The sequence below is a fragment of the Massilia pseudoviolaceinigra genome, from assembly GCF_030846505.1.
Lineage (GTDB): Bacteria > Pseudomonadota > Gammaproteobacteria > Burkholderiales > Burkholderiaceae_D > Telluria_A > Telluria_A violaceinigra.
Map to the genome: position 1 here is coordinate 1 of NZ_JAVCWL010000055.1, position 20,355 is coordinate 20,355.

A 20,355-nucleotide genomic window follows, 5' to 3' on the forward strand; every position below is an offset into this window, starting at 1 on the left:
CCCTGAATTAAGTTTCAACGGCGCTCCCCCATTCCGGGAAACGCCGTCAAAGTGAGTTCAGGCGTTTTTTCATGAAGACGCTTAACGGATCGTCACGATAATCCCCGTAGCGCTCGCACCGTTCATATCCGGCGCTCCCATAAAACCCCAGCGCGTCCGGCTGCGAGGGGCCCGTCTCCAGCATCAGCATACGCAAGCCGGCTTCCCGCGTGGACGCTTCCAGCAGCGCCAGCACCTTTCCCGCTACTCCCATGCCGCGCTGGGCTGGCGCCACGTACATCCGTTTCACCTCCGCATACGCGTCGTACAGCACAACCGCGCCGCACCCGATTGCCGTCCCGTCACCATCGCGCGCCACGACAAACCGTACGTTCGGCTGCTTGAGCGACGTCAGATCCAGCGCATAGCGGCTCTCGGCGGGATAAAGCGAGTCCTGATAAGCATCCAGGTCCGCGATCAGCTGAATCACTTCCGGCTGATCGGGCGTTTCAATGGCGATATGCATAGGCTGTCCTCAGGCTCATAATGGGAATTCAATTGTGCACTAGAATATCCGCATGCGTATCCTCATCATCGAAGACAACCCCGACATCGTCGCCAACCTCTACGGTTTTCTTGAACCCAAGGGCTACATCCTCGACTCGGCAGCCAACGGCTACGCCGGCCTGGCCCTGGCGGCCCAGAATACCTACGATGTCGTGGTGCTCGACGTCATGCTGCCCGGACTGACGGGCCTGGATATCTGCCAGAAACTCCGCGGCGAACTCAACAGCACCATTCCCGTGCTGATGCTCACCGCGCGCGACACGCTGCAGGACAAGGTCGCCGGCTTCCACAGCGGTGCCGACGATTACCTGGTCAAGCCATTTTCCCTGGTCGAACTCGACATCCGCCTCAAGGCCCTGCTGCGCCGTGCCAACGGCGCCGTCAGCGGCGCCACCATCCTGCGCGTCGGCGAGCTGTCCTTCAACACCGGCACCTACGAAGCTGCGCGCGCCGGCGTACCGCTGGCCCTGACCAAAACCGGCTACACCATCCTCAAATGCCTGATGCGCGATTCGCCCAAGGTCGTGCCGCGCCACGTCATCGAGCAAGCCATATGGGGCGACGACCGGCCCGATAGCGATGCCTTGCGCACCCACATCCACGCGCTGCGGCAGGCCCTCGACAAACCCTTTCCCGCCGCTATGCTGCGCACCGTACCCGGCCTCGGCTTCAAACTGGTGAACCCCGATGACACCGCGTGACTCCCTGCGCCACCGCATCGCGGTTGCCTACCTGCTGTTCGCGCTTGGGTCCTCGCTCTTCCTCGCGGTAATCGCCATCGTGGCTGTCGAAGGAATCGAGGTCCACTTGGTCGACAACCGCCTGACGGAGGCCGCTGCCTGGGCGGCGCCACGCCATGCCGGCGGCTTGCCGGTCGCCATGCCCGCCGGCCTGAGCTTCTATCACGGCGCATCGATTCCTTTGCCACTGCGCAATCTCGCCGAAGGTGTCGGCGAAGTACACGTTGACGGTATCGGCCTGCATGTGCTTGCTGGAAAAGATGCGACCGGCAACTACGTCGTGGTCGATCACGAAAGCGACTACGAAAAGGTCGAACTGGTCGTCTATTCGATGTTCGGCGTCGGTTTCATCGGCATTATGCTGTTCTCGCTGTTTCTGGGCGGCTTCATCGGACGCCGCTTCGTCACCCCGATCACGACCCTGGCCAATGCCGTACTCGAAAATTCCTCCGAATTGCCCCTGCTCGAACGCAGCGACGAACTCGGCATCCTGGCGCGTGCTTTTGCCGCCCACACCAGCGAGCTGCGCATTTACCTTGAGCGCGAGCGCCTGTTCACCGGCGACGTCAGCCACGAACTGCGCACCCCGCTGACGGTGATCACCGGCGCCGCTGAAATCATCATGGCCCAGGCTGACGCCAACCCCGCCACCGCCGCCGCGGCCGAGCGCATCCTGCGCGCCGCCAATGAAGCGTCCGCCTGCGTCAATGTCCTGCTGACCCTGGCGCGCTCGCGCGACCGCATCGCCCATCCCGTCACCAGCCTGGAGCAGATCGCCCGCGCCGAAACCGGGCGCTCCCAGCCGCTGGTCGCGGGCCGGCCGGTGGCGCTGCGTTTCCTGGGCGGCCCCGCCTTCGCCGTCGCCGCCCCGCCCGAACTGCTCGTGGCCGCCGTCGGTAACCTGATCCGCAACGCCTGCCAGTACACCACGCACGGCGAGGTGTCGGTTCGCCTCGGCGACGGGCTGGTGCGGGTGGAAGACACCGGCCCCGGCTTGCCCCTCGCCGTGCGCGCCACCTTCGACCAGGGGCAGGGCGCCGCGCCCGGCGCGGGATCGGCGGGTGCCGGCCTGGGTTTGGCGCTGGTGCGGCGCATCTGCGAGTATCTCGGCGCCACGCTCGCGTTCAGCGAACGCGAGGGAGGCGGCAGCGTCTTCGAGATCCGCTTCAATATGGCTTTAACGAAATCTTAACGCCCGGTTGACGCGGCCTTGATGTTCTCAACGGTATCTTCGCTAGCGTGTGCCGCCTTGCCAGGCGGCGCCGTTCACCCTGGAGCATCTGTTGAAATTGAACACCGCACCGCGCATTCACGCTTCCCTGCTCATCCTGGGCGCCTCAATCTTCCTGCTCACTGCCTGTAACGGCACCTTCTGGCGTACGTTTTTAAGCGCGACCGGAGGTGTCAGCCTGTCGCACCTGCCGCTGCACCTGGGCAGCTTTCTCTTGCTGGTCCTCTTGTTCAATGCCAGCCTGAACCTCATCAATTTCCGTTTCATCGTCAAACCCGTGCTGGTCGTCCTGTTCATGTCGACCTCGGCCACGTACTACTTCATGAACGAGTACGGCACCGCCATCGATAAATCGATGATCCAGAACCTGCTCGAAACCGATGTCCACGAAGCCCTCGAACTGCTGAACTGGAAACTGCTGCTGACCATCACTGTGCTCGGGATTATCCCGTCGCTGCTGGTGTGCCGCGCCAACATCCGCTTTTGCGCAGGCAAGCGCGGCCTGATGCTGCAGGCCGCCAATATCGGCGGCTCGCTGCTGGTGGCGTCCGTGTTGCTGTTCCTGTTCTTCAAAAGCCTGGCGCCCGCCCTGCGCGAGCACCGCGAACTGCGCTATCTGCTGGCGCCAACCAATTACATCCAGGCGATCAATGGCTACGTCAAGCAGCAGCGCGCCCAGGCGCTGGTGATGGCCCCGCTGGGCATGGACGCGACCAAACGCGTGGTGGGCAGCGGCAACCGCCAGCGCTCGGTAACCCTGATTGTCGTCGGCGAGACCGCGCGCGCCGCCAATTTCTCGCTCAACGGCTACACCCGCGCCACCAATCCGGAACTGTCGGCACAGCCCGACCTGCTCAATTTCACCGATGTGCAATCGTGCGGCACGGCCACGGCGGTCTCGGTGCCCTGCGTCTTTTCGGCCCTGGGACGAAAAAACTATTCCGACGACAAGGCGCACGCCCAGCAGGGCTTGCTCGATGTGCTTTCGCACGCCGGCTTCAGCGTGCTATGGCGCGACAATAATTCCGGCTGCAAGGGCGCTTGCGACCGGGTCGACTACGAAGACCTGTCCAAGCCTGAACCAGGCAACCGCTGGTGCGTCGACGACGAATGCTTCGACGAACGCCTGCTCGACGGCTTGCCCGAGCTGATCCGTAAGGCGCGCCAGGACATGGTCATCGTGCTGCACCAGAAGGGTAGCCACGGCCCGGCCTACTGGAAACGCGCCCCGGCCGCCTTCCAGCGCTTTGGCCCCGTGTGCCAGACCAACCAGCTCGAATCGTGCTCGCGTGAATCGATCGTGGCCGCCTACGATAATTCCATCCTTTACACCGACCACTTCCTCAACCAGGCCATCGAATTGCTCAAGGCCAGCGCCGCAAAGGAACGGATCAACACGGCCATGCTCTATTTTTCCGACCATGGCGAGTCGCTCGGCGAACACAATATGTACCTGCACGGCGCTCCGTATGTGATATCCCCGGCCGAGCAGCGCGCGGTGCCGTTCATGCTGTGGCTGTCGGATGGTTTCCGCTCGCGCTTTCACATCGACCAGCGCTGCCTGGCGGCGCGCACCGGCCAAGCGTTCTCGCACGACAACGTGTTCCACTCGGTACTGGGCATGCACAGCATCGGCACCGCCGTCTACAATCCCGGCCTCGATATCTTCGGACCGTGCACGCATGAGGCATAAGCGGCTGGGCTTGGCGTTTGCCCTGGCCGGGCGCCGCCATGCTCGGCCCTGGGCTTTGTCCTCGGCTGGGTGCAGCAATTGCGCGGCGCCCATTTGCTCACCCACACCCTGTGGTCGATGTGGTGGACTTGCCTGATCGTCAGCATCTTGTATGTGCTGCTGATCGACCGCCGGGCTGCCGGGTGCCGGAATGCGAATATTCAACTTTCTTGAATCCACCGGGCGCCATTCTCCGTATAAGGCTGTGTGCCGCGCATGTTGCGCGTCCGTACCTACTGGGAGAGCCCGATGAAACGCATTTCCGTTGGCATGATTGCCGTCCTGTTGTCGACCAGTTCCTTCGCCGCCGATCCGGCACCGATCGCCGTCCCGGCTGGCAACACGCTCGCCCTGACCGTGCTCGGCGCGGGCGACCTGGCCTATGAGTGCAAGGCCAAGGCCGGCACCCCCGGCGCCCATGAGTGGGTCTTCGCCGGCCCCACCGCGGTCCTGTACGACAAGACCGGCAAGGCCGCGATCGGCAAATACTACGCAGGCCCGACCTGGGAAGCGAACGATGGCAGCAAGGTCGGCGGCAAGCAGCTCGGCGTGAGCCCATCGGGCAATGCCGCGTCGATTCCGCTGCAACTGGTGCAAGCCGCGCCAGCCACCGGCAGCGGCGCCATGACGGGCGTCACCTACATCCAGCGCATGAATACCAAGGGCGGCATTGCGCCGGCCGATGCTTGCGGCGCCGACAATCTGGGTGCGAAGAAGATGGTCAAGTACGAAGCGGACTACCTGTTCTACAAGGCGTCCTGAGCGGCCAGCCACGCACGCAGGTCCGCCAGCGGGCGGGCCGCATCAAGCTCGTTGAAAATTTCGTGATACAGCGCGTCGTAGACATGCAGCTGCGCCATGCCGGGCGGCACGTGCGCGGCAAACCGGCGCACCCCGTCCGGGTCGACCAGATGGTCGTCGCCGGCGGCCAGCAGCAGTGCCGGCACGGCCAGCTTGCCGGCGTTCGCCTGGCAATATTCGATTGAGCGCAGCATCGAGCGCATCAGGCGCGCGCTGATTTTTCCGTGCACCAGCGGATCGGCTTCATAAGCGGCCACGATCTTGGGATCGTGCGACAGCCAGCGCGGCGGCAGGCCGTTCGGCACCGCCAGCGACGGCGCGACCGCGTGCAGCACATCGAGCAACAGCATTTGCAGGCGCGACAGGCGCAGCCCCAGCGCAGGCGAGGACAGGATCAGCCCGCGCAGGGGCGACACGCCTGACAAGGCAAAGCGCGCCGCGAACAGTCCGCCCATGCTGTGGCCGAATAAAAAGGGAGGCAGGCGAAAGCGCGCGGCGAAATCGTCGATGACGATCTCGGCATCTTGCAGCAGCGGATCGCCGTTGATGATGTCGCCGCGTTTTCCTTGCGAGCGGCCATGGCCGCGGTGGTCGTAGCAGCGTACCGACAGGCCGCATTCGTTGAAGAAGGCGGCCAGGTGGCGATAGCGTCCGCTATGTTCGCCCAGGCCATGCATGATCACCACGCTGGCGCGCAGCGGCGACGCCGGCAGCAGATAATCGCTCACGAACAGCGTTGTGCCGTCGGCAGCAACGAGCTGGTGGCTGTGCTGCGCCACCAGCGCCGGCATTACACGCCCCAGACGACGTCGTGACCGCCGGCCTTGGCGGCGCGCAGCATTTCCACCAAGGGATAGGCGCGCGTCGAGAAACTGACCGCCTGGATTTGTTCGTGGTCGGTATCGTCGCCATCTTCGTTGTGATGCGCGTGCACATCGCGCTCGACATCTTCCGACACCGAATGCTGGCGGCTCTCTTCGATTTCTTTTTCGAGAACCTGCAAGGCATGCGGCGCTTCCGCTGCCGTGATCACACCCTGGTCGACGTCTTTGTGGAGGAGGTCGAGGATGCGTTTTGCGTGTTCCTTGTACATCAAAACTTCTGATGCTGCTTTGGAGGTAAAGGTAATTAACATAGGAACTTTCTAATTATACGTACGTAGTGAAACGATAACACGAACCGGCGCTGTCGGTCATTCCGCCTCGCCTCGTGTGCGCCATGTCAAACGGGTTTCTTGCGCAAAAAACGCGCCATTGCCGCGAACGCGATCAGCAGCAGCATGTTCAGGGCGGCCCCGACCACGACCGGCGCCTGCCAGCCGGCAACGGTCAGGCCGTACGCCAGGATAAAGCTCAGCGTGGCCCAGCCGGCCCCGGTCAGGATCTCGGCGATGGTGCACACCAGGTTGCCCTTGCTGCGGACCTTGAAGTCGCCGCGCAGCGCCGGCCGGCTGCACCATGCCACCACCATCGCACTGTTGAGCGCGCACAGGGTGCAGGTCAGCAGTATGGTCGCCGCCGCCGCCGGCTGGCGCAAGGCGAGCCAGCACAGCGGCAGCAACGCCACCGCGATCGGCGGGATCACCACCGCGGCCAGCTTGGCGCGCCGGATGGTGCCCTGGCTGCAGGGCGCGCCGCGCAGCATGTCGGGCGCGTCTTCCGCCGAGATCACGATCCAGCTCAGCGAGGCGCTCAGCGCGCCGCACAGAAAGGTCAGCGCCGCCGCCACCGCCGGCAGCGCCGCCGCGCGGCCGAACAGCAGCGGCATGAACAAGGGCAGCAGGTACATCAGCTGCAATCCCACCTGCGCGATCAGCTGCGGGTCGCGCCAGATCAGGCGCCACTCCTTGACGAGGATGGTGCGTGTCAGCCCGCGCCCGAAGCGAAAGCGCAGCCCGCCCGGCGGCGCCTTGGCCGCGCGCGCCGCGCCGGCCGCCTGCTGCACCCCACGCACGAAGAAGCCGTGCGTCAGGCGCGCCGTCAGCCAGAACACGGCGCCGCCCACGCCAATCATCAGCAGCGCCGGCAGCGGCATGCCCAGCGCGGCCTTGGCCGGCAGCCAGAAGATGCTGTCCGCGCCCAGCGCCGCGCCATGGTCGAGCAGCGGCAGCAGGCGCTTGACGAAGCGCTGCAAGGCCGGCCCGAACGCGCTGCTGTTGAACGCCTGCGCCAGCAAGAATATCGCGGCGCCCGACACCGCGCCGAGCAGTTGCGCCGTCACGCGCGTGCGGCGCACGCCGAGCGAGCGCACCAGCGTCAGCGTGAGCAGCATCGATACCGACGACGACACCAGCGCCATGCCCACGATGGCCGGATAGATGCCCAGCCAGCGCAACTGCCCCAGCACCATGCCGGCATGCGCGAACGGCGTGAGGAAAAACAGGTACAGCGCGCAGCTGGTGGCGGTGATTGCCGCAAGGCGCACGGTGAACACGCTGCGCGACGGGATCGGCGACGACAGCAGCAGGTCCAGGTCGCGCCGCTCGAACAGCGCCGTCACGCTGGTGTTCAGGCCCGTCGACATCATCATCGTGAACAACCCGGCCATCGCCGCGCTGACCATCAGCAGCAGCTTGTGGGTCGGCGCGCCGGTGGGCAGTTTTGCTTCCATGAGCACCGTAAAGGCAAAGCCGTGCATCAGCAGCGCGAGAATGAGCCACACCGCGACCGCCTTCTTGTTCACGCCGGTGCGCTGCGTGTCCTTGCGCGCGCCCAGGATGTCGAACATGAACAGGCGCAGCTCGTGCCGCAGCAGCCACTGGGCGCTGCCGGCGCGCGCCATCAGCCTTTCCCCGTCAGGTGCAGGAACACGTCTTCCAGCGTGCCGCCCTGGGCCTGGCCGCGCAGCTGGTCGAGCGTGCCTTCGGCGATCAGGCGCCCGTGCTGGATGATGCCGATGCGCTGCGCCAGCCGCTCCGCCACTTCCAGGATGTGGGTGGTGAGGATCACCGTGCCGCCGCCGTCCACGTGCGCCAGCAGCAGGTCCTTGACCTGGCGCGCGGCGGCCGCATCGAGCCCCGTGAGCGGCTCGTCGAGAATGAGCAGGCGCGGTTCGTGAATCAGCGCTCCGGCCAGTCCCAGCTTTTGCTTCATTCCGCGCGAAAAGCCGTCGGTCAATTCGTGCGCGTGCGGCGTCAGCTCGAGCCAGTCGAGCAGGCGGCGCGCGCGCGGCTCGGCTTCATCGGCTTCGATGCCCCACAGGCCGGCCACGAATTCGAGGTACTCGGTCGGTTTCAGTTTGGCGTACAGCAGCGGGTCGTCCGGCAGGTACGCCATGGCGCGCTTGGCGCCGGCCGGATCGCGCGCCAGGTCGACGCCGAGCACCTCAATGCGGCCGGCGTCGGGCGCCAGCAGCCCGGCCACCATGCGCAAGGTGGTGGTCTTGCCGGCGCCATTCGGCCCGAGCAGGGCATACAGCTCGCCGCGCCGCACCGTCAGGTCCAGATTGTCGACCGCGGGACGGCCGAAATGCTTTACCAGTCCAGTGAGCCGGAGTGCGTCGCCGTTATCGGTGTTCATGTGCTTGGGGTCCCGGGTTGTGCGCGGTTGAAGAGGAAGAAGACCAGCGCGCCGGCCTGCAGCAGCACCGCGACGGCGAGCGTGGCGCGGAACGCATCGGCGGCGAGCGCGCCGTGCGCCTTGAACAGGTCGACCGCCACCCCGAAGCCCCACTGGGTGGCAAAGGCGCCGATGAACAGCTGCAGGTTGTAGGCCGAGTTGGCGCGCCCGGCCAGCGCTGCCGGAAAAGCCAGCCCGACGTGCGACTGCACCAGGGTGGTGACCGGCACGCAGGCCGCCAGCAGCAGCCAGAGCAGCCAGGCCGAAGGTGCACTGGTCAACAGCATGGCCGCCTGCGCCAGCACCATGCCGCCGATTCCGATGCCGATGATGCGGTGCGTGTTCCAGCCGCGCGCCACCAGGCGCGGCGCGGCCCAGCCGAGCGCCAGGTAGGACAGCAGCAGGACCAGATTAAACGCAAACAGGATCTGACCGGTCTGCTGCGCGCTCTTGCCCAGCACCGTCATCATCCACGGTCCGGCCCACAGGGTTTGCAGGGCGAAGAAAATGCCGTGATTGAGCAGGCCCGGTACGCCCATGCGCCAGAAATAGGCGCTGCCGAAAATGCGCCGGTAGCCGCCGTCGGGCGCCGCGTCGCCTGTGGCGGTGCCGCCCTTGGCCGCGCCGTCGTCGAACTGGCGCTCGACCTCGCGCAGCAGTAAAAAGATCGCGCCGGAGGCGGCCAGCAGCAACGCCGCGACCACCCAGAAAATGCCGCGCCAGCCCAGCGCCGGCAGCGCCAGGGTCACCGGTACGGTGGCCGTGAGCGCGCCCGAGGTGCCGGCCACCAGCATCCAGCTGGCCAATTGGCTCTGGCGTTCGAGCGGGAACCACTGGCGGTACGCCTTGAAGGCGGCCATCAGGCAGGCCGACACGCCGATGCCGATCAGGGCGCGCCCGATCCACAGGCCGGCCAGCGAACTGCTCGACGCAAACACGGCAGCGCCCAGGGCGGCGCACAGCAGCAGGCTGGCCTCGGTGCGGCGCGCGCCGTATTTGTCGAGCCACACGCCGAGCGGCAGCTGCATGGCCCCGAAACTGACGAAGTAGGCCGACGACAGCAGCCCCAGGTCGGCGTTCGACAAGTGCATCTCCGCCACCAGGGCCGGCGCGATGACGGCGTTGACCGCCCGCAGCGCGTACGACAGCAGGTAGCCGAAGGCAAAGCACAGGAACACGCGCGCCGCGCGCGCTCCGCTCAGGGGGGCTGTCACGCGCTTACTGCAGCTTGAACGACGACATGAACATATCGACCTGTTCCTGCGAAATGTCCTTTTCCTTGCCCATCACGATGACCTGGTAAAAGCGCTTCTCGCGCGCTTCGAAATGGCCCACCAGGCGCATCGGCACGCCTTTCTGCACGCCGCTGGCGTCGATATCGATGGCGCTGCTGCGCGCCGTGGCGCTGCCGGCGGCGGCCGAGGACTTGCCGCCTTTTTCGCTCTTGATGGTGGCGCCGATATTGCGCACCAGCGCCGTCTTCATGGCCGCTACCGCCGCCTCGGCCTTGTCGGCGTCGGGCGCCACGCCGCTGCCGACGGCGAACATGGTGCCGTCGACCTGGGCCGCCGTCATGGTCATCTTGACCTTCATGCCATCGAGGTCGACCTCGCGCGCATGGGTGGCCGGTTTGTCGGGGAACATCACGCGGAAGGGCGCGTCCTGGCTGCTGTAATCGCGCCAGTTGTATTGGGGACTGCACGCGGCCAGGGACAGGCTCGCGAGCAGGGAGAGCAGAAGGGGTTTGAGGTGGGAGGTTCGCATGCCTGAATGTTAGCAGGAGTTGACAGGAATGCGGGCCAGCTTCCTCCCTACGGCGCCGGTTTGCTGGTGCGCAGCAGCGCGTACATATTGTCGCTGAATGGCGTGGTGTCGAGCGCGCTCATGCGCACCACGTCCAGGCCGGCGCGCGCGGCGATGGCGCGCAAGGTCTTGGGCGTGAAGTAGTTCACGTGGTCGGGCCAGCGAAAGCCGCTCCAGCGCGGGCCGCGGATCATCCGGTTGTAGCAGGCGAAATTGGGCACCTTGACGATGATGGTGCCGTCCGCCTTGAGGCGCTTGCGGCAGTTTTCCAGCACTTCGAGCGGACTGGCTTCGTGTTCGAGGTAGGAAGCCATGACGATGACGTCGAAATAGTCTTCGTCGAAGCGCAGCACGCCATCCTGGGCCGAGGCGTGCACGCAGCGCCCGCCCAGGGGGCGCAGCTTGTCGTCCGACAGGGTCGACAGCGCGCGCGAAATTTCCACCCCGTGCGGCGCCACGCGGCTGCGCAGGGCGGGCGGCAGGGAAGTCATCAAGGTTTGCAGCAGTTCGCCCCAGCCGCAGCCGACGTCGAGCACATTGATGCGCGCCGAGGGCGAGGCGGCGATCAGCTGGTTCAGGATGCCCAGCACCTTGTTGCGCTTCAGCACCTTGGCGCGGAAGCGCTTGAGCATGGTGCTGAAGGCGTAGCGGATCGGTTCGGCCTGCTTGCGCGCGGCCGATTCCTTGCTGAACGTCACTTCGTAGGCATAGGTTTCGCTCAGCTCTTCGTAGGCGGGTGGATTGGCCAGGAAGATGATGTCGGTTTCAGCGCATTGCTTGAGCACCCAGGGTGCCGGCGCGTAGTTCAGGTCGTGTTCGCGGCCTTGTGTGGCCAGTAAAGGAGAAATGCGCAACGGTGTGGCTTGAACCAAGGTAGGTCCCCCGACAGGGTTTGCTGGCCGCCATCGGATTGCGCGGCGGGTACGTGGACGGCGCGGATGTGGCCGTGCTGCCCGATATGCATACTACCATCACGAAATCTTCCGCGCATGCAATTTTGCAAACAGGTTTTGTACGATGCTTCTCGGCATTACTGGGCGGGTGCGCGATCCGCGATCTCGACGATGAATTGCGGGTCGAAGTGGGCATTTTCGGTACCCCCGGCGCGGTTTTTGTAGCCGCAGGGATTCGACACCACCCGGCACTTGCCCACCATGTAGTCGACCGGGTCGTGCATATGGCCGTGCACCCACAGGTCGGCCTGGCTGACCAGTTCGTCGAGGCGCGATGCGTAGGCGGCCGAGAAACGCGACTGCCGGTCGTGGTCCGACACCGACTGCATCGATGGCGCCATGTGGGTGACGACCACGGTGGAGCCGGCGAACGGCTCGGCCAGCCGGGCGCGCAGCCAAGCGGTCTGGACAGCGTGGAACTGGGCCGTGTCGGCGGCGCGCAGATGGCGGTAGTTTTTCTGGGCCAGGCGGATGCGCTTGTAGTCGTTCATTACCGCTTCGGCTTCGCGCATGGCCGCCTGGCGGTCGTCGTCGCCGAACAGGCGGAAATCGGTCCACAGGGTGGCGCCCAGAAAGCGCACATTGCCGATAATTTTTTCGTCGCACGAGAGGAAGTGCACATTGCCGGCCCCCATGCAGGCTTCGCGCAGTTCGCCTTGCACGCTGTCGAGATTGTGGCCGTAGCCTTCGTGGTTGCCGTGCACGTACAGCACCGGCAAGCCGGCGAAATTGCGCGCGGCCCAGGCTACCGCCTTTGCTCCGGTATCGATATCGCCGGCCAGGATGACGACATCGGGACGGCTCAGCGCCGGGTCGATGCGGGGCGCGTCGTCGCGCCAGAGTTCGTGGTGCAGGTCGGAAAGAATAAGCAGGCGCATGGACGGCGTGATCGGGAGGCGGGATATGCATACTAGCCTATCGGGCGGCCGGCTGAAACCGGGAACAGCCGCGGAGAGCTAAACACCGCTCTTCGAGGTACACAAACCTGCCGCCGCTGGCCCTGATCGGTGCTGACGGCAGGCGCTTATCGATGCGCGCGGGGCTGGCTGAAAACGGGATTGTCGGCGTCCGCGGGGTGGTGCGCGATTGCCCGGAGAACCCCGGGGCGCCGCAAAGGTGGGGCGCCCCAGGTAAACCGGAAACCGCGCCGATAAATACGCCGCGATGCGCCGCATTTTCAGTGGCAAGCGCCGGCGTATTTACTTTTCGTCTAATCCTGGTGAATTAAGAGTTACTTAAAACGGCACTCGATATAAATAGGCTCTGTGCAGCGAATTTAATTGCACAATGAAAAAAGACAGCAACGTCCTGCAAAAATAGCCAAAATGTGGGCTATTTCGGTCTTTTTCTGATCTAAGAGGGTGTTCTCATTGTCGCTTAATCCATGGCGGGTGGAAAATCACACAGGGTTGCGGCATCATTTGTTGTTTTCTAGATATATGTACAACATGAATAATTGACAGGAAAGCGGGCGTGGTGGTTATATATGCAATCGATGATTTGAACACGACAAATCACACGAACGCGTCCGAGAGACGATTGCAAATATAATTAATCCATGGCCGTTTTGCATCACGAGAGCAAAACGCGTTCATATACTTACAAAATGAGGAGCTTTGCAATGATGGTGGAGACAAGATTGTCGCGGTCGATTCGGCTGATGTTTATTGGTGGTATCGCCCTGAGCATGCAGATGGCAAATGCGCAGACCGCAGGCGACAGCATTCAGAAAGTGGAAATTACAGGTTCGAGCATCAAGCGCGCCGAAGCGGAGACCATTTCTGTGGTCCAGACGCTCAGCCGCAAGGACATCGAGCAAACCGGTAAAACGTCGATTGCCGAAGTCGTGCGCAGCATTTCCGCCGACAACAACGGCAGTATCAGCGGTTCCTTCACCAACGGCTTTGCCGGCAGCGCATCGGGCGTGTCCCTGCGCGGCCTGAGCGTAAGCTCGACCCTGGTGCTGATCAACGGCCGCCGCACCGCGCCGTACGGTTTTGGCGATGACGGCCAGCGCAGCTTCGTCGACTTGAATTCGATCCCGCTCGACGCGGTCGATCGCATCGACATCCTGAAAGACGGCGCATCGGCCATTTACGGTTCGGACGCGATCGCCGGCGTGGTCAACGTGATCCTGCGCCAGAACTATGTTGGTAAAACCATTTCCGCCAGCGCCGGCACTTCCGGCGAGCGCGACGGCACCGTGACGAGCATGTCGGGCGCCATCGGCTTCGGCGACCTGGACAAGGATAAATTCAACGTCTTCGCGACCCTCGACGCCAAGCACCAGAAAGAAATCAAGCAGAGCAGCCGCGAAAAATGGCTGGGCCAGGCGGATTCGCGTCCGTGGGGCGGGCGCGACCAGCGCAACGGTCACACCTCCGCGGGCAACGCCGGCGGCAGCAGTTTCCTCGGTACCCTGCGTCCACTGAACGCTGCCGGCGGTCCTGCCGGCGGTGTCAAGAACATGCCAGGCAGCTGCGATCCGATCAACCAGGATCCAACCGGCGGTACCGCGCATGACAACACCGGCGGTGGTTGCCTGTGGGATCCGGTCCAATTCGCGACCATCCAGCCAGAAACCAAGAACCTGAACCTGTTCGTGCGCGGCACGCTGGCGCTGGGTGAAAACACCCGTGCCTACAGCGAAGTGGGCGTATTCAAGTCGGAAGCGATTACCCGCACCTCGCCGTCGGGCCTGACCGGCGCCGGCTTCGACCTGGTCAATGCACGCGTCAACAACACCAGCACCGGTCCGGACCAGCTGGTCATGCCGGCCAACCACCCAGACAACTTCCTCGGCGTTGCTGCACGTCCACGTTGGGTCGATGCATCGCGTCCACGCGCTTCGGACCTGGAATCGACGGTCACCCGCGTGCTCGCCGGCGTCAAGGGTAATATTGCTGACTGGGATTACGACACCGGCGTGCTGTACGCGGAAAGCAAGACCGACAAAACGCAGAATGGCTACTACCGCACCAGCGCGCTGCGCCGGGCGCTCAACAACGGTACCTTCCGCATCGGCAAGGGCGTCATCAACACGCCGGAAGTGCTGGCGCTGGTATCGCCAACCCTGAACAACTCGGGCGTGACGAAAAGCACCTCGTTCGACTTCAAGGCATCGCGCGAGCTGATGGAACTGCCGGGCGGCAAGATGGGTATCGCCGTCGGTGCTGAGTACCGCAAGGAAAAGACCGACAGCCAGTCGACCCCGTACACGGACACCAACGATATCGCTGGCCTCGGCTATTCGGCATCGAAGGGTTCGCGCGACGTGACCGCGCTGTACACCGAGCTGGCCGTGCCGGTCCTGAAATCGGTGGAACTGCAGTTTGCGCTGCGTACCGATGATTACTCCGATTACGGCCGTTCGACGACCCCAAAAGTGGGCTTCAAGTTCACCCCGACCTCGAACTTCGCCCTGCGCGGTACCTATGCGGAAGGCTTCCGTGCGCCTAGCGCCGCCGAAAACGGCGACAGCGCGGTAGCGGCGTTCACCAATATTGCGAACGATCCGATCCGTTGCCCGGTTACCAAGCTGGCCCTGGACTGCTCGACCCAATCGGTGGGCGCCATCACCATCGGCAACAAGAACATCAAGCCGGAAGAGTCGAAGAGCTACAGCCTGGGCATGGTGCTCGAGCCGATCAAGAACGTGAACCTGTCGCTGGATCTGTGGCAGATCGTGCGTACCGGTGAAATCAACGGTTCCGATCCTGGCGCTGTCGTCGACAACCCAGCCGGCTACCCTGATGCGCAAATCGTGCGCGGCGAAGCCACCACCAACTTCCCGAACCTGCCAGGCCAGATCCTGATGGTCAAGGCGCCGTACCTGAACGCCGGTGAAACCAAAACCAGCGGCGTCGACCTCGACCTGCGCGGCCGCATCAACCTCGGTTCGAGCGGCAAGCTCAATTCCGGCATGACGGTCACCTACATGAAAGAGTTCACCCGTACCAATGCCGACGGCACGGTACTGGAGTTCGCTGGCACCCACGGCGACATCAACCTGTCCGGTAACGGCGGCACGCCGAAGACCAAGGTCCGCTTCACCCTGGGTTGGGAAAATGGTCCGTTCCAGCTGACCGGCAACGTCAACTACGTCAGCAGCATCAGCAACACCAACCAGGTTGGCGGCGAATGCCTGGATGTGGATGAAAATGACGTCGCTCTGCTGAACTGCCGCATCGCTTCGTTCACCACCATGGACACCTTCGGCAAATGGCAATTCTCGAAGAACTTCGAGTTGACCGCGTCGATCAGCAACCTGTTCAACAAAAAAGCACCGCTGGACGTGCAGACCTACGGCCGCGTCAACTACAACCCGTCGCTGCATCAGACGGGCGCGGTTGGCCGTTACTTCACGCTGGCAGGACGCTACACGTTCTAATAGTGAGTTAGTCGTACCGCAGCCGGATCGGCTGCCGTCCACTCTTCGGGGTTGGACGGCGCTTGGTCCGGCTGTTTTTTTTCGTCCGCAGGTTCGCGCAGTGCGCGCGGCGATAAGTTGCTCGCTGCACCCGATAAATCGGCTCGCCCAGGCATGACGCAACCGCGAATTGCTACTCAAGGAAGAGGCCGGTCGCACCGAGTGTCAAGGTTCAATTGCGACATCCGCAACGCCTTCGTCCTTCAAGAGTTGCTCAATTTTCCGGACAAATGGATCGGAAGCAGACATCTTGTTTTCCCCCCGGATTTTGTCAATGAGCGTGCGATGACGCTCCAGAATGACGCCCCACTGGCCATAGTTGGGACGACTGGTATCGCCATGGGAATACCCGCCTACCAACATGAGATAAGACAAGCCACCGAACTTGGCTGTATTCGCCCAGCCAAAGTCTTCCATGCAAATGACGCGCGCCTGCACTCCCTTGGCGAGAAGCGCCGCGACAAGCGAGTTGGAAAATTCCTCGCCAAAGCAGCAGGCATTAATGAAGTCGTCTCCAACGACGGACAGGTTGAAGCGATCGGTGTTGCAGGTGACACTGATGGTCATGGGACGTTCCCTTTATTGTTCCGGTATCTTGCACGCGGATCTGGACTGATGGAATGCCGGCACGCTCCGGTCCCGGGATCGGATGGCACGACGGTCCTTTTAATACGCGTCGAACGCCGCCTCAGCTACCTTGCGATCATTGCAGGTGGAACCGCCGATAGTGCGGCCTGCGCGGCATTTTCTGGTTGATGCCAGCCAAAGGCGCGCGATGCCGGATGGGCTGAGCAGCAAGTTAAACATCGTCTCGTTCGCGTGGCCAGCCAGGGCTTACCCGTACGTTACAATCCCTCAAACAAAGTGAGTCGGCAATCATCAGTAATTTCGCGGAGACCTATGAATCAACCGGAAACGGTGGACAGCTTGTCCGCTTGGGCTAATACGGATCCACAAGGCGAATGTATCGATACCCTGCATCCATCCAGCGCGACATTCGTCAATCCGCTTGTCCGGCAGGTTGGCCCAGCCGGCATCATCGAGGCAAATACGGTCTGTGGGACCGGCGAGGCGCTACATGGCGCATGAGCGCATCGCGTTTCCCATGCCGGCCTCGTGCGAGGTCGTGTTCGACGTCTTTCACTACCATCAGTGGCGTGCGCGCTGGGACAGCCTGGTGTCGCACACCGAGGTCGACGGCGGCGCGCCTTGCCCCTATGTCGGCGCGGTCAGCGAGAATGTCGGCGGCGGCCTGCTGCGCGCGCTGTCGATGCGCACCGAGTTCGTCAGTTACCAGCGCCCGCGCCTGGCGGCGGCGCGCATGCTCGGCACGTCATTTCCATTTTCCAAGTGGGCAGCCTCGATGAAACATGAGAGCGCTGCCGGCGGCGGCTCGGTCCTGATCTACACCTACAACATCGAAGCCGGTCCGCGCATGTTGCGCTGGCTGATCGAACCGGTGGTTCACCACGTATTCCGCCGCCAGACAGTCAAGCGCTTCGAGCGCATGCGTGCGTTTCTGGCCACGAACGCCAGCGAGGTGGAAGCGTGGCAGCGCGGCTATCACGGCGCTGGCTCGCCCAGTGCGCAGTAAGGCTTTCGTCCAGAGCACTCGCTCAGGGTTCGCGCAAGCCGCGCCGTAGCTGTATTGCTTGGGAAATGTATTCGGCAAGAAAGCCGACGCTGCTCGCGTTCCGGCTTCGTTGGGAAAAAAAGGGAAAACGGATTAAATAGCACGCTAATTGCGGGCAGTTGCGGCCGGCACCGCATAATGACGGACATGGTCTGAAGTTGATTTTTAGCTTACGATGACGGGCCGACATGATTTTACATTCAGCAATCTTGAAACGGGATCTGTATAGCTACCCTGGACCCGATGTCATTTATATTCGAAACCTTGGGCCGTCGAAGCTCCCCTCACAAACTGAAAATGCATGCATGCGGAGATGGTGCTGTTGCGGCCATCTCTTTGCTTCTACTTATAATCCACATGAAATGAAAAATATGATGTTAAAAAAATCGCTATATCTGTTGACCGCCTTGGCCTGTGCGTCATCGACCGCACTTGCTGCCGTGCCGACCAATAACCAGGAAGAACTGGCTTTGATCGACTTGCAGATGTCTAGCTTCGAACGGTCGCCGCCGGCGCATCCACGCTTCGTGCGCGGCGCCCAGGGAGAAAGTATTGTCGCTGCGGCCAGGGGAGGGCGCGATCCCGCCGTCAAGGTGATCGCCGACCGTATTGCACGCTGGCCCACATCACGTATTTCGACGGACGGCGTGACGGCGCTTAAGTCGGATATGACGATGGCCCTGTGGAATCACGAGAAAGACAAGATGAGCCTGCATTTCGAGGCGATCGCTGAAGCAGCGTTTCTGTTTTACCTTGATCCAAACAAAGCAGCGCTTTTAACGGATTTGCGCAGCCGGATTCAGCTTTTTGGGCCGGCGATTGTCGCCCGTGGATGTAGTGATGACATTTACTTTAGCCGTGAATACATGCGCCAGTTTGCGCTAGCCTACGATTTTGCAGGCCAGAACCTTGAACCCGGTGACGTGGTCATCATTAAAAACGTGATGAAGGCATGTGCGGCGAAATTACCCGGGTTGCTCACGACGCTGCAGACCTACCCGGATTACGCACTGGGTTTTAATGCGCTGGGGAAAATGGCGGCCGCGCTTCTGCTGGTGCGGGGCGACGCTGCCTTTGTCGATCTGTCCGCCGAAGACCATCGCAGGGCATTGAAAGCGTATATTAACCGCTTGCCGAGCTGGGGTGGGACAGATTACCTGTCCGATGGCGGCTATTCGAACGGTTCCTCCTACTTCCTGTACGATACCAGCGAGTCCGTCGCCGTTTGGGATACGTTCGCGCGCGTGCTGGATTATCCGATCTACGAAAAGCCTTACGTCAAAAATCTGCCGAACTTTCTGCTATATAACGTTCCGCCTAATTCGCCAGCGGGCGTTTTCGGCGACGGGGCTGAAGTGGACCGTCGTGTCGATGGCGAGACGCTGTATCTTACCTATCCGATCATGACACGCTACACCGGTTCGGCCAATCCGGGGATCGCCACGCTGAGCCAGTGGTATCTCAAGAAAAACAATGGTGCGGGCGACCAGGGTCGTTTGAGCTATTTGTTTAGTCCACCGGAAAGCGCGGCGAGCCCCGCCTCGCCAACGAACATACTGAGCAAGAATTTTTCGTCGGTCGGCGTGGCGGCTTTTCATACTTCTTTTAATGACGTGAACCGAGCCTCGCTATATTTCCGTAGCGGCCCAATGGGTTCGTCGAATCACGCCCACCACGATCACAACAGCTTCCTCCTCTATAACAAGGGTCAGGTCCTGGCGATGACCAGCGGCAGATACGAATCGACAACGGAACCTCACTGGGGCGGTTACTACAAGAAGACGATGGCGCACAACGCGATTACCTACAATGACGGCCAGGGCCAGGAGCTGGTTGGCGGCTCGGAAGGTACCCGCTCGGAAAAGGGGGAGATTAGCTATTTCAACCCTAACCCCGATGCGAACGGACTGTCGACTTCCCCGCGCGGCGTCAAGTATGACATTGTGAAGGGCAATGCGCTTAACGCCTACGGCACAGCGAATTTGTCGCGCGCCGAACGGACCATGATTTTTGTGCGTCCGTCGACGATCGTGATTTTCGATCAGCTCCGGAGCGCAAACGCAAACAAGAAATGGGAATACAATTTGCACACGCCGGTTACGGGTAATGCGGTCGGCGACGAGTATAAGTTCGAGACGCTGTCAGGCACGAGCATGTGTGTAAAGGTAATGTCGCGCAGTCCTTTGATTCGTTCGCAAAAAAGTGACAAGGACAGCTTTGGCACGGAGAGCCTGGGCAGCTTCCCTCCGAAGACGCCAGTGACCCACTTCTGGAACAAGTTCGCCTACGTGAATCCCACGCTTGACGGTCTGTTCGTCTCCGTTATCCGGCTCGATTGTCCTCTCACGCCGATTGCCAACGTTGCCTTTTTCAGCGGGATCACCAGCGTTAATGTCGGCAATTTCGATGTATCGCTTACCGACGCTGGCGTACTGCAAGTGAAGTAAGCATCTCGAACCCCGGCTTGGTCGTGTGCACTATTGGTATGGGCACCAATGCGCGATGGGAAAACTCAAAATCGGGATAGGCTCTGCACAGCGGGAGTCACTACCCATGGTAATCCCGCCTTTTTTTGAGCGCGCTACAAGTAGGGGTTAAGCTGCCAGAGCAAATTTCTGTTTGAGCGTAATGACTCCCAGTGCCATATTTGGCCGGTCGTGATTGTAAGTCCATAGCCGGCGCGTAGCGAAGTCCTGAATCTGGGTTTGAGGCGCAACGGAGCGGAATGCCGGTTCAAGCTTAATTAGCGACTTGCTGGGTTTTGTGAACAAAAAAGGGCGGCTGAAAGGCCGCCCTTTCTCTTGTTTATCGCTTCGAAGCAGGCGCTCTGAGTATCGATATGAGGGCGGTACTGAAGTACTCCCGTCCAAGCATGTAGAAGCCGGCGACGAAGGTCCTCAATGGGGCCATAGCGGCAGGACTTTACGCGC

General features: G+C 62.3%; 18 protein-coding genes. 8 read left to right on the forward strand and 10 right to left on the reverse strand.

The window, feature by feature from the left end:
* Positions 1 to 46: 46 nt before the first annotated feature.
* Positions 47 to 505 (reverse strand): GNAT family N-acetyltransferase, encoded by a 459-nt coding sequence (locus tag RBA40_RS31915; protein ID WP_306652811.1) that lies wholly within the window; start codon positions 503 to 505, stop codon positions 47 to 49.
* A gap of 52 nt (positions 506 to 557) precedes the next feature.
* On the opposite strand from RBA40_RS31915, the gene RBA40_RS31920 reads away from it, so the two are divergent.
* The 4 genes from RBA40_RS31920 (at position 558) to RBA40_RS31935 (ending at position 5,011) form a co-directional block, all read left to right on the forward strand.
* On the forward strand, positions 558 to 1,247 hold the full coding sequence (locus RBA40_RS31920) for a response regulator transcription factor (protein ID WP_306652812.1): 690 nt from the start codon (positions 558 to 560) through the stop codon (positions 1,245 to 1,247).
* A complete protein-coding gene (locus RBA40_RS31925; protein ID WP_306652815.1) occupies positions 1,234 to 2,478 on the forward strand; it encodes a sensor histidine kinase in 1,245 nt (414 codons plus the stop codon). Before RBA40_RS31920 ends, RBA40_RS31925 begins: the two co-directional genes overlap by 14 nt.
* Before the next feature lie 91 nt (positions 2,479 to 2,569).
* Complete coding sequence (locus RBA40_RS31930; RefSeq protein WP_306652817.1) at positions 2,570 to 4,210, forward strand: phosphoethanolamine transferase; 1,641 nt, start codon at positions 2,570 to 2,572, stop codon at positions 4,208 to 4,210.
* Between the two features lie 288 nt (positions 4,211 to 4,498).
* The gene (locus tag RBA40_RS31935; protein ID WP_306652818.1) at positions 4,499 to 5,011 is read left to right on the forward strand and encodes a DUF3455 domain-containing protein; all 513 of its coding nucleotides are present in this window, start codon (positions 4,499 to 4,501) and stop codon (positions 5,009 to 5,011) included.
* Here RBA40_RS31935 and RBA40_RS31940 read toward each other — a convergent pair.
* The 8 genes from RBA40_RS31940 to RBA40_RS31975 all read right to left on the reverse strand — a co-directional run bounded on the left by RBA40_RS31940 (position 4,996) and on the right by RBA40_RS31975 (position 12,241).
* On the reverse strand, positions 4,996 to 5,841 hold the full coding sequence (locus RBA40_RS31940) for an alpha/beta hydrolase (RefSeq protein ID WP_306652820.1): 846 nt from the start codon (positions 5,839 to 5,841) through the stop codon (positions 4,996 to 4,998). The genes RBA40_RS31935 and RBA40_RS31940 overlap by 16 nt on opposite strands.
* Positions 5,841 to 6,185 (reverse strand): DUF1840 domain-containing protein, encoded by a 345-nt coding sequence (locus tag RBA40_RS31945; protein WP_306652821.1) that lies wholly within the window; start codon positions 6,183 to 6,185, stop codon positions 5,841 to 5,843. Before RBA40_RS31945 ends, RBA40_RS31940 begins: the two co-directional genes overlap by 1 nt.
* 86 nt (positions 6,186 to 6,271) lie before the next feature.
* Positions 6,272 to 7,831 (reverse strand): hypothetical protein, encoded by a 1,560-nt coding sequence (locus RBA40_RS31950; protein WP_306652822.1) that lies wholly within the window; start codon positions 7,829 to 7,831, stop codon positions 6,272 to 6,274.
* Positions 7,831 to 8,568 (reverse strand): ABC transporter ATP-binding protein, encoded by a 738-nt coding sequence (locus tag RBA40_RS31955; RefSeq protein WP_306652824.1) that lies wholly within the window; start codon positions 8,566 to 8,568, stop codon positions 7,831 to 7,833. The genes RBA40_RS31950 and RBA40_RS31955 overlap by 1 nt, the downstream gene beginning before the upstream one ends.
* Positions 8,565 to 9,821, reverse strand: coding sequence for an MFS transporter (locus RBA40_RS31960; RefSeq protein ID WP_306652826.1), 1,257 nt, complete (start codon positions 9,819 to 9,821; stop codon positions 8,565 to 8,567). The genes RBA40_RS31955 and RBA40_RS31960 overlap by 4 nt, the downstream gene beginning before the upstream one ends.
* A 4-nt stretch (positions 9,822 to 9,825) precedes the next feature.
* Positions 9,826 to 10,371: a hypothetical protein gene (locus RBA40_RS31965; RefSeq protein WP_306652827.1), complete on the reverse strand. Its 546-nt coding sequence runs from the start codon at positions 10,369 to 10,371 to the stop codon at positions 9,826 to 9,828.
* A 47-nt stretch (positions 10,372 to 10,418) separates the two neighbouring features.
* Entirely contained in the window at positions 10,419 to 11,282 is an 864-nt protein-coding gene (locus RBA40_RS31970) for a class I SAM-dependent methyltransferase (RefSeq protein WP_306652829.1), read from the reverse strand.
* Positions 11,283 to 11,440: 158 nt separating this feature from the next.
* Positions 11,441 to 12,241 (reverse strand): metallophosphoesterase, encoded by an 801-nt coding sequence (locus RBA40_RS31975; RefSeq protein WP_306652830.1) that lies wholly within the window; start codon positions 12,239 to 12,241, stop codon positions 11,441 to 11,443.
* A gap of 782 nt (positions 12,242 to 13,023) precedes the next feature.
* Between RBA40_RS31975 and RBA40_RS31980 the strand changes: the two genes are divergently transcribed.
* Positions 13,024 to 15,753: a TonB-dependent receptor gene (locus RBA40_RS31980; protein ID WP_306652832.1), complete on the forward strand. Its 2,730-nt coding sequence runs from the start codon at positions 13,024 to 13,026 to the stop codon at positions 15,751 to 15,753.
* Between the two features lie 204 nt (positions 15,754 to 15,957).
* Here the strand turns inward: RBA40_RS31980 and RBA40_RS31985 are convergent, their stop codons facing one another.
* A complete protein-coding gene (locus RBA40_RS31985; protein ID WP_306652834.1) occupies positions 15,958 to 16,359 on the reverse strand; it encodes a hypothetical protein in 402 nt (133 codons plus the stop codon).
* Positions 16,360 to 16,692: 333 nt separating this feature from the next.
* Here RBA40_RS31985 and RBA40_RS31990 point away from each other — a divergent pair, with 333 nt between their 5' ends.
* From RBA40_RS31990 to RBA40_RS32000, 3 genes are all read left to right on the forward strand, one after another.
* A complete protein-coding gene (locus RBA40_RS31990; RefSeq protein ID WP_306652836.1) occupies positions 16,693 to 16,881 on the forward strand; it encodes a hypothetical protein in 189 nt (62 codons plus the stop codon).
* Complete coding sequence (locus RBA40_RS31995; RefSeq protein ID WP_306652837.1) at positions 16,871 to 17,386, forward strand: SRPBCC family protein; 516 nt, start codon at positions 16,871 to 16,873, stop codon at positions 17,384 to 17,386. The genes RBA40_RS31990 and RBA40_RS31995 overlap by 11 nt, the downstream gene beginning before the upstream one ends.
* Before the next feature lie 410 nt (positions 17,387 to 17,796).
* Positions 17,797 to 19,872 (forward strand): heparinase II/III domain-containing protein, encoded by a 2,076-nt coding sequence (locus tag RBA40_RS32000; protein ID WP_306652839.1) that lies wholly within the window; start codon positions 17,797 to 17,799, stop codon positions 19,870 to 19,872.
* Positions 19,873 to 20,355 lie beyond the last annotated feature (483 nt).

What these genes read in the sequence shown, in the direction of transcription:
- RBA40_RS31915 (WP_306652811.1), bottom strand. Translation starts at nt 505, where the DNA reads ATGCATATCGCCATTGAAACGCCCGATCAGCCGGAAGTGATTCAGCTG.
- RBA40_RS31920 (WP_306652812.1), top strand. Translation starts at nt 558, where the DNA reads ATGCGTATCCTCATCATCGAAGACAACCCCGACATCGTCGCCAACCTC.
- RBA40_RS31925 (WP_306652815.1), top strand. Translation starts at nt 1,234, where the DNA reads ATGACACCGCGTGACTCCCTGCGCCACCGCATCGCGGTTGCCTACCTG.
- RBA40_RS31935 (WP_306652818.1), top strand. Translation starts at nt 4,499, where the DNA reads ATGAAACGCATTTCCGTTGGCATGATTGCCGTCCTGTTGTCGACCAGT.
- RBA40_RS31940 (WP_306652820.1), bottom strand. Translation starts at nt 5,841, where the DNA reads ATGCCGGCGCTGGTGGCGCAGCACAGCCACCAGCTCGTTGCTGCCGAC.
- RBA40_RS31945 (WP_306652821.1), bottom strand. Translation starts at nt 6,185, where the DNA reads ATGTTAATTACCTTTACCTCCAAAGCAGCATCAGAAGTTTTGATGTAC.
- RBA40_RS31950 (WP_306652822.1), bottom strand. Translation starts at nt 7,831, where the DNA reads ATGGCGCGCGCCGGCAGCGCCCAGTGGCTGCTGCGGCACGAGCTGCGC.
- RBA40_RS31955 (WP_306652824.1), bottom strand. Translation starts at nt 8,568, where the DNA reads ATGAACACCGATAACGGCGACGCACTCCGGCTCACTGGACTGGTAAAG.
- RBA40_RS31965 (WP_306652827.1), bottom strand. Translation starts at nt 10,371, where the DNA reads ATGCGAACCTCCCACCTCAAACCCCTTCTGCTCTCCCTGCTCGCGAGC.
- RBA40_RS31975 (WP_306652830.1), bottom strand. Translation starts at nt 12,241, where the DNA reads ATGCGCCTGCTTATTCTTTCCGACCTGCACCACGAACTCTGGCGCGAC.
- RBA40_RS31980 (WP_306652832.1), top strand. Translation starts at nt 13,024, where the DNA reads ATGTTTATTGGTGGTATCGCCCTGAGCATGCAGATGGCAAATGCGCAG.
- RBA40_RS31985 (WP_306652834.1), bottom strand. Translation starts at nt 16,359, where the DNA reads ATGACCATCAGTGTCACCTGCAACACCGATCGCTTCAACCTGTCCGTC.
- RBA40_RS31990 (WP_306652836.1), top strand. Translation starts at nt 16,693, where the DNA reads ATGAATCAACCGGAAACGGTGGACAGCTTGTCCGCTTGGGCTAATACG.
- RBA40_RS31995 (WP_306652837.1), top strand. Translation starts at nt 16,871, where the DNA reads ATGGCGCATGAGCGCATCGCGTTTCCCATGCCGGCCTCGTGCGAGGTC.
- RBA40_RS32000 (WP_306652839.1), top strand. Translation starts at nt 17,797, where the DNA reads ATGATGTTAAAAAAATCGCTATATCTGTTGACCGCCTTGGCCTGTGCG.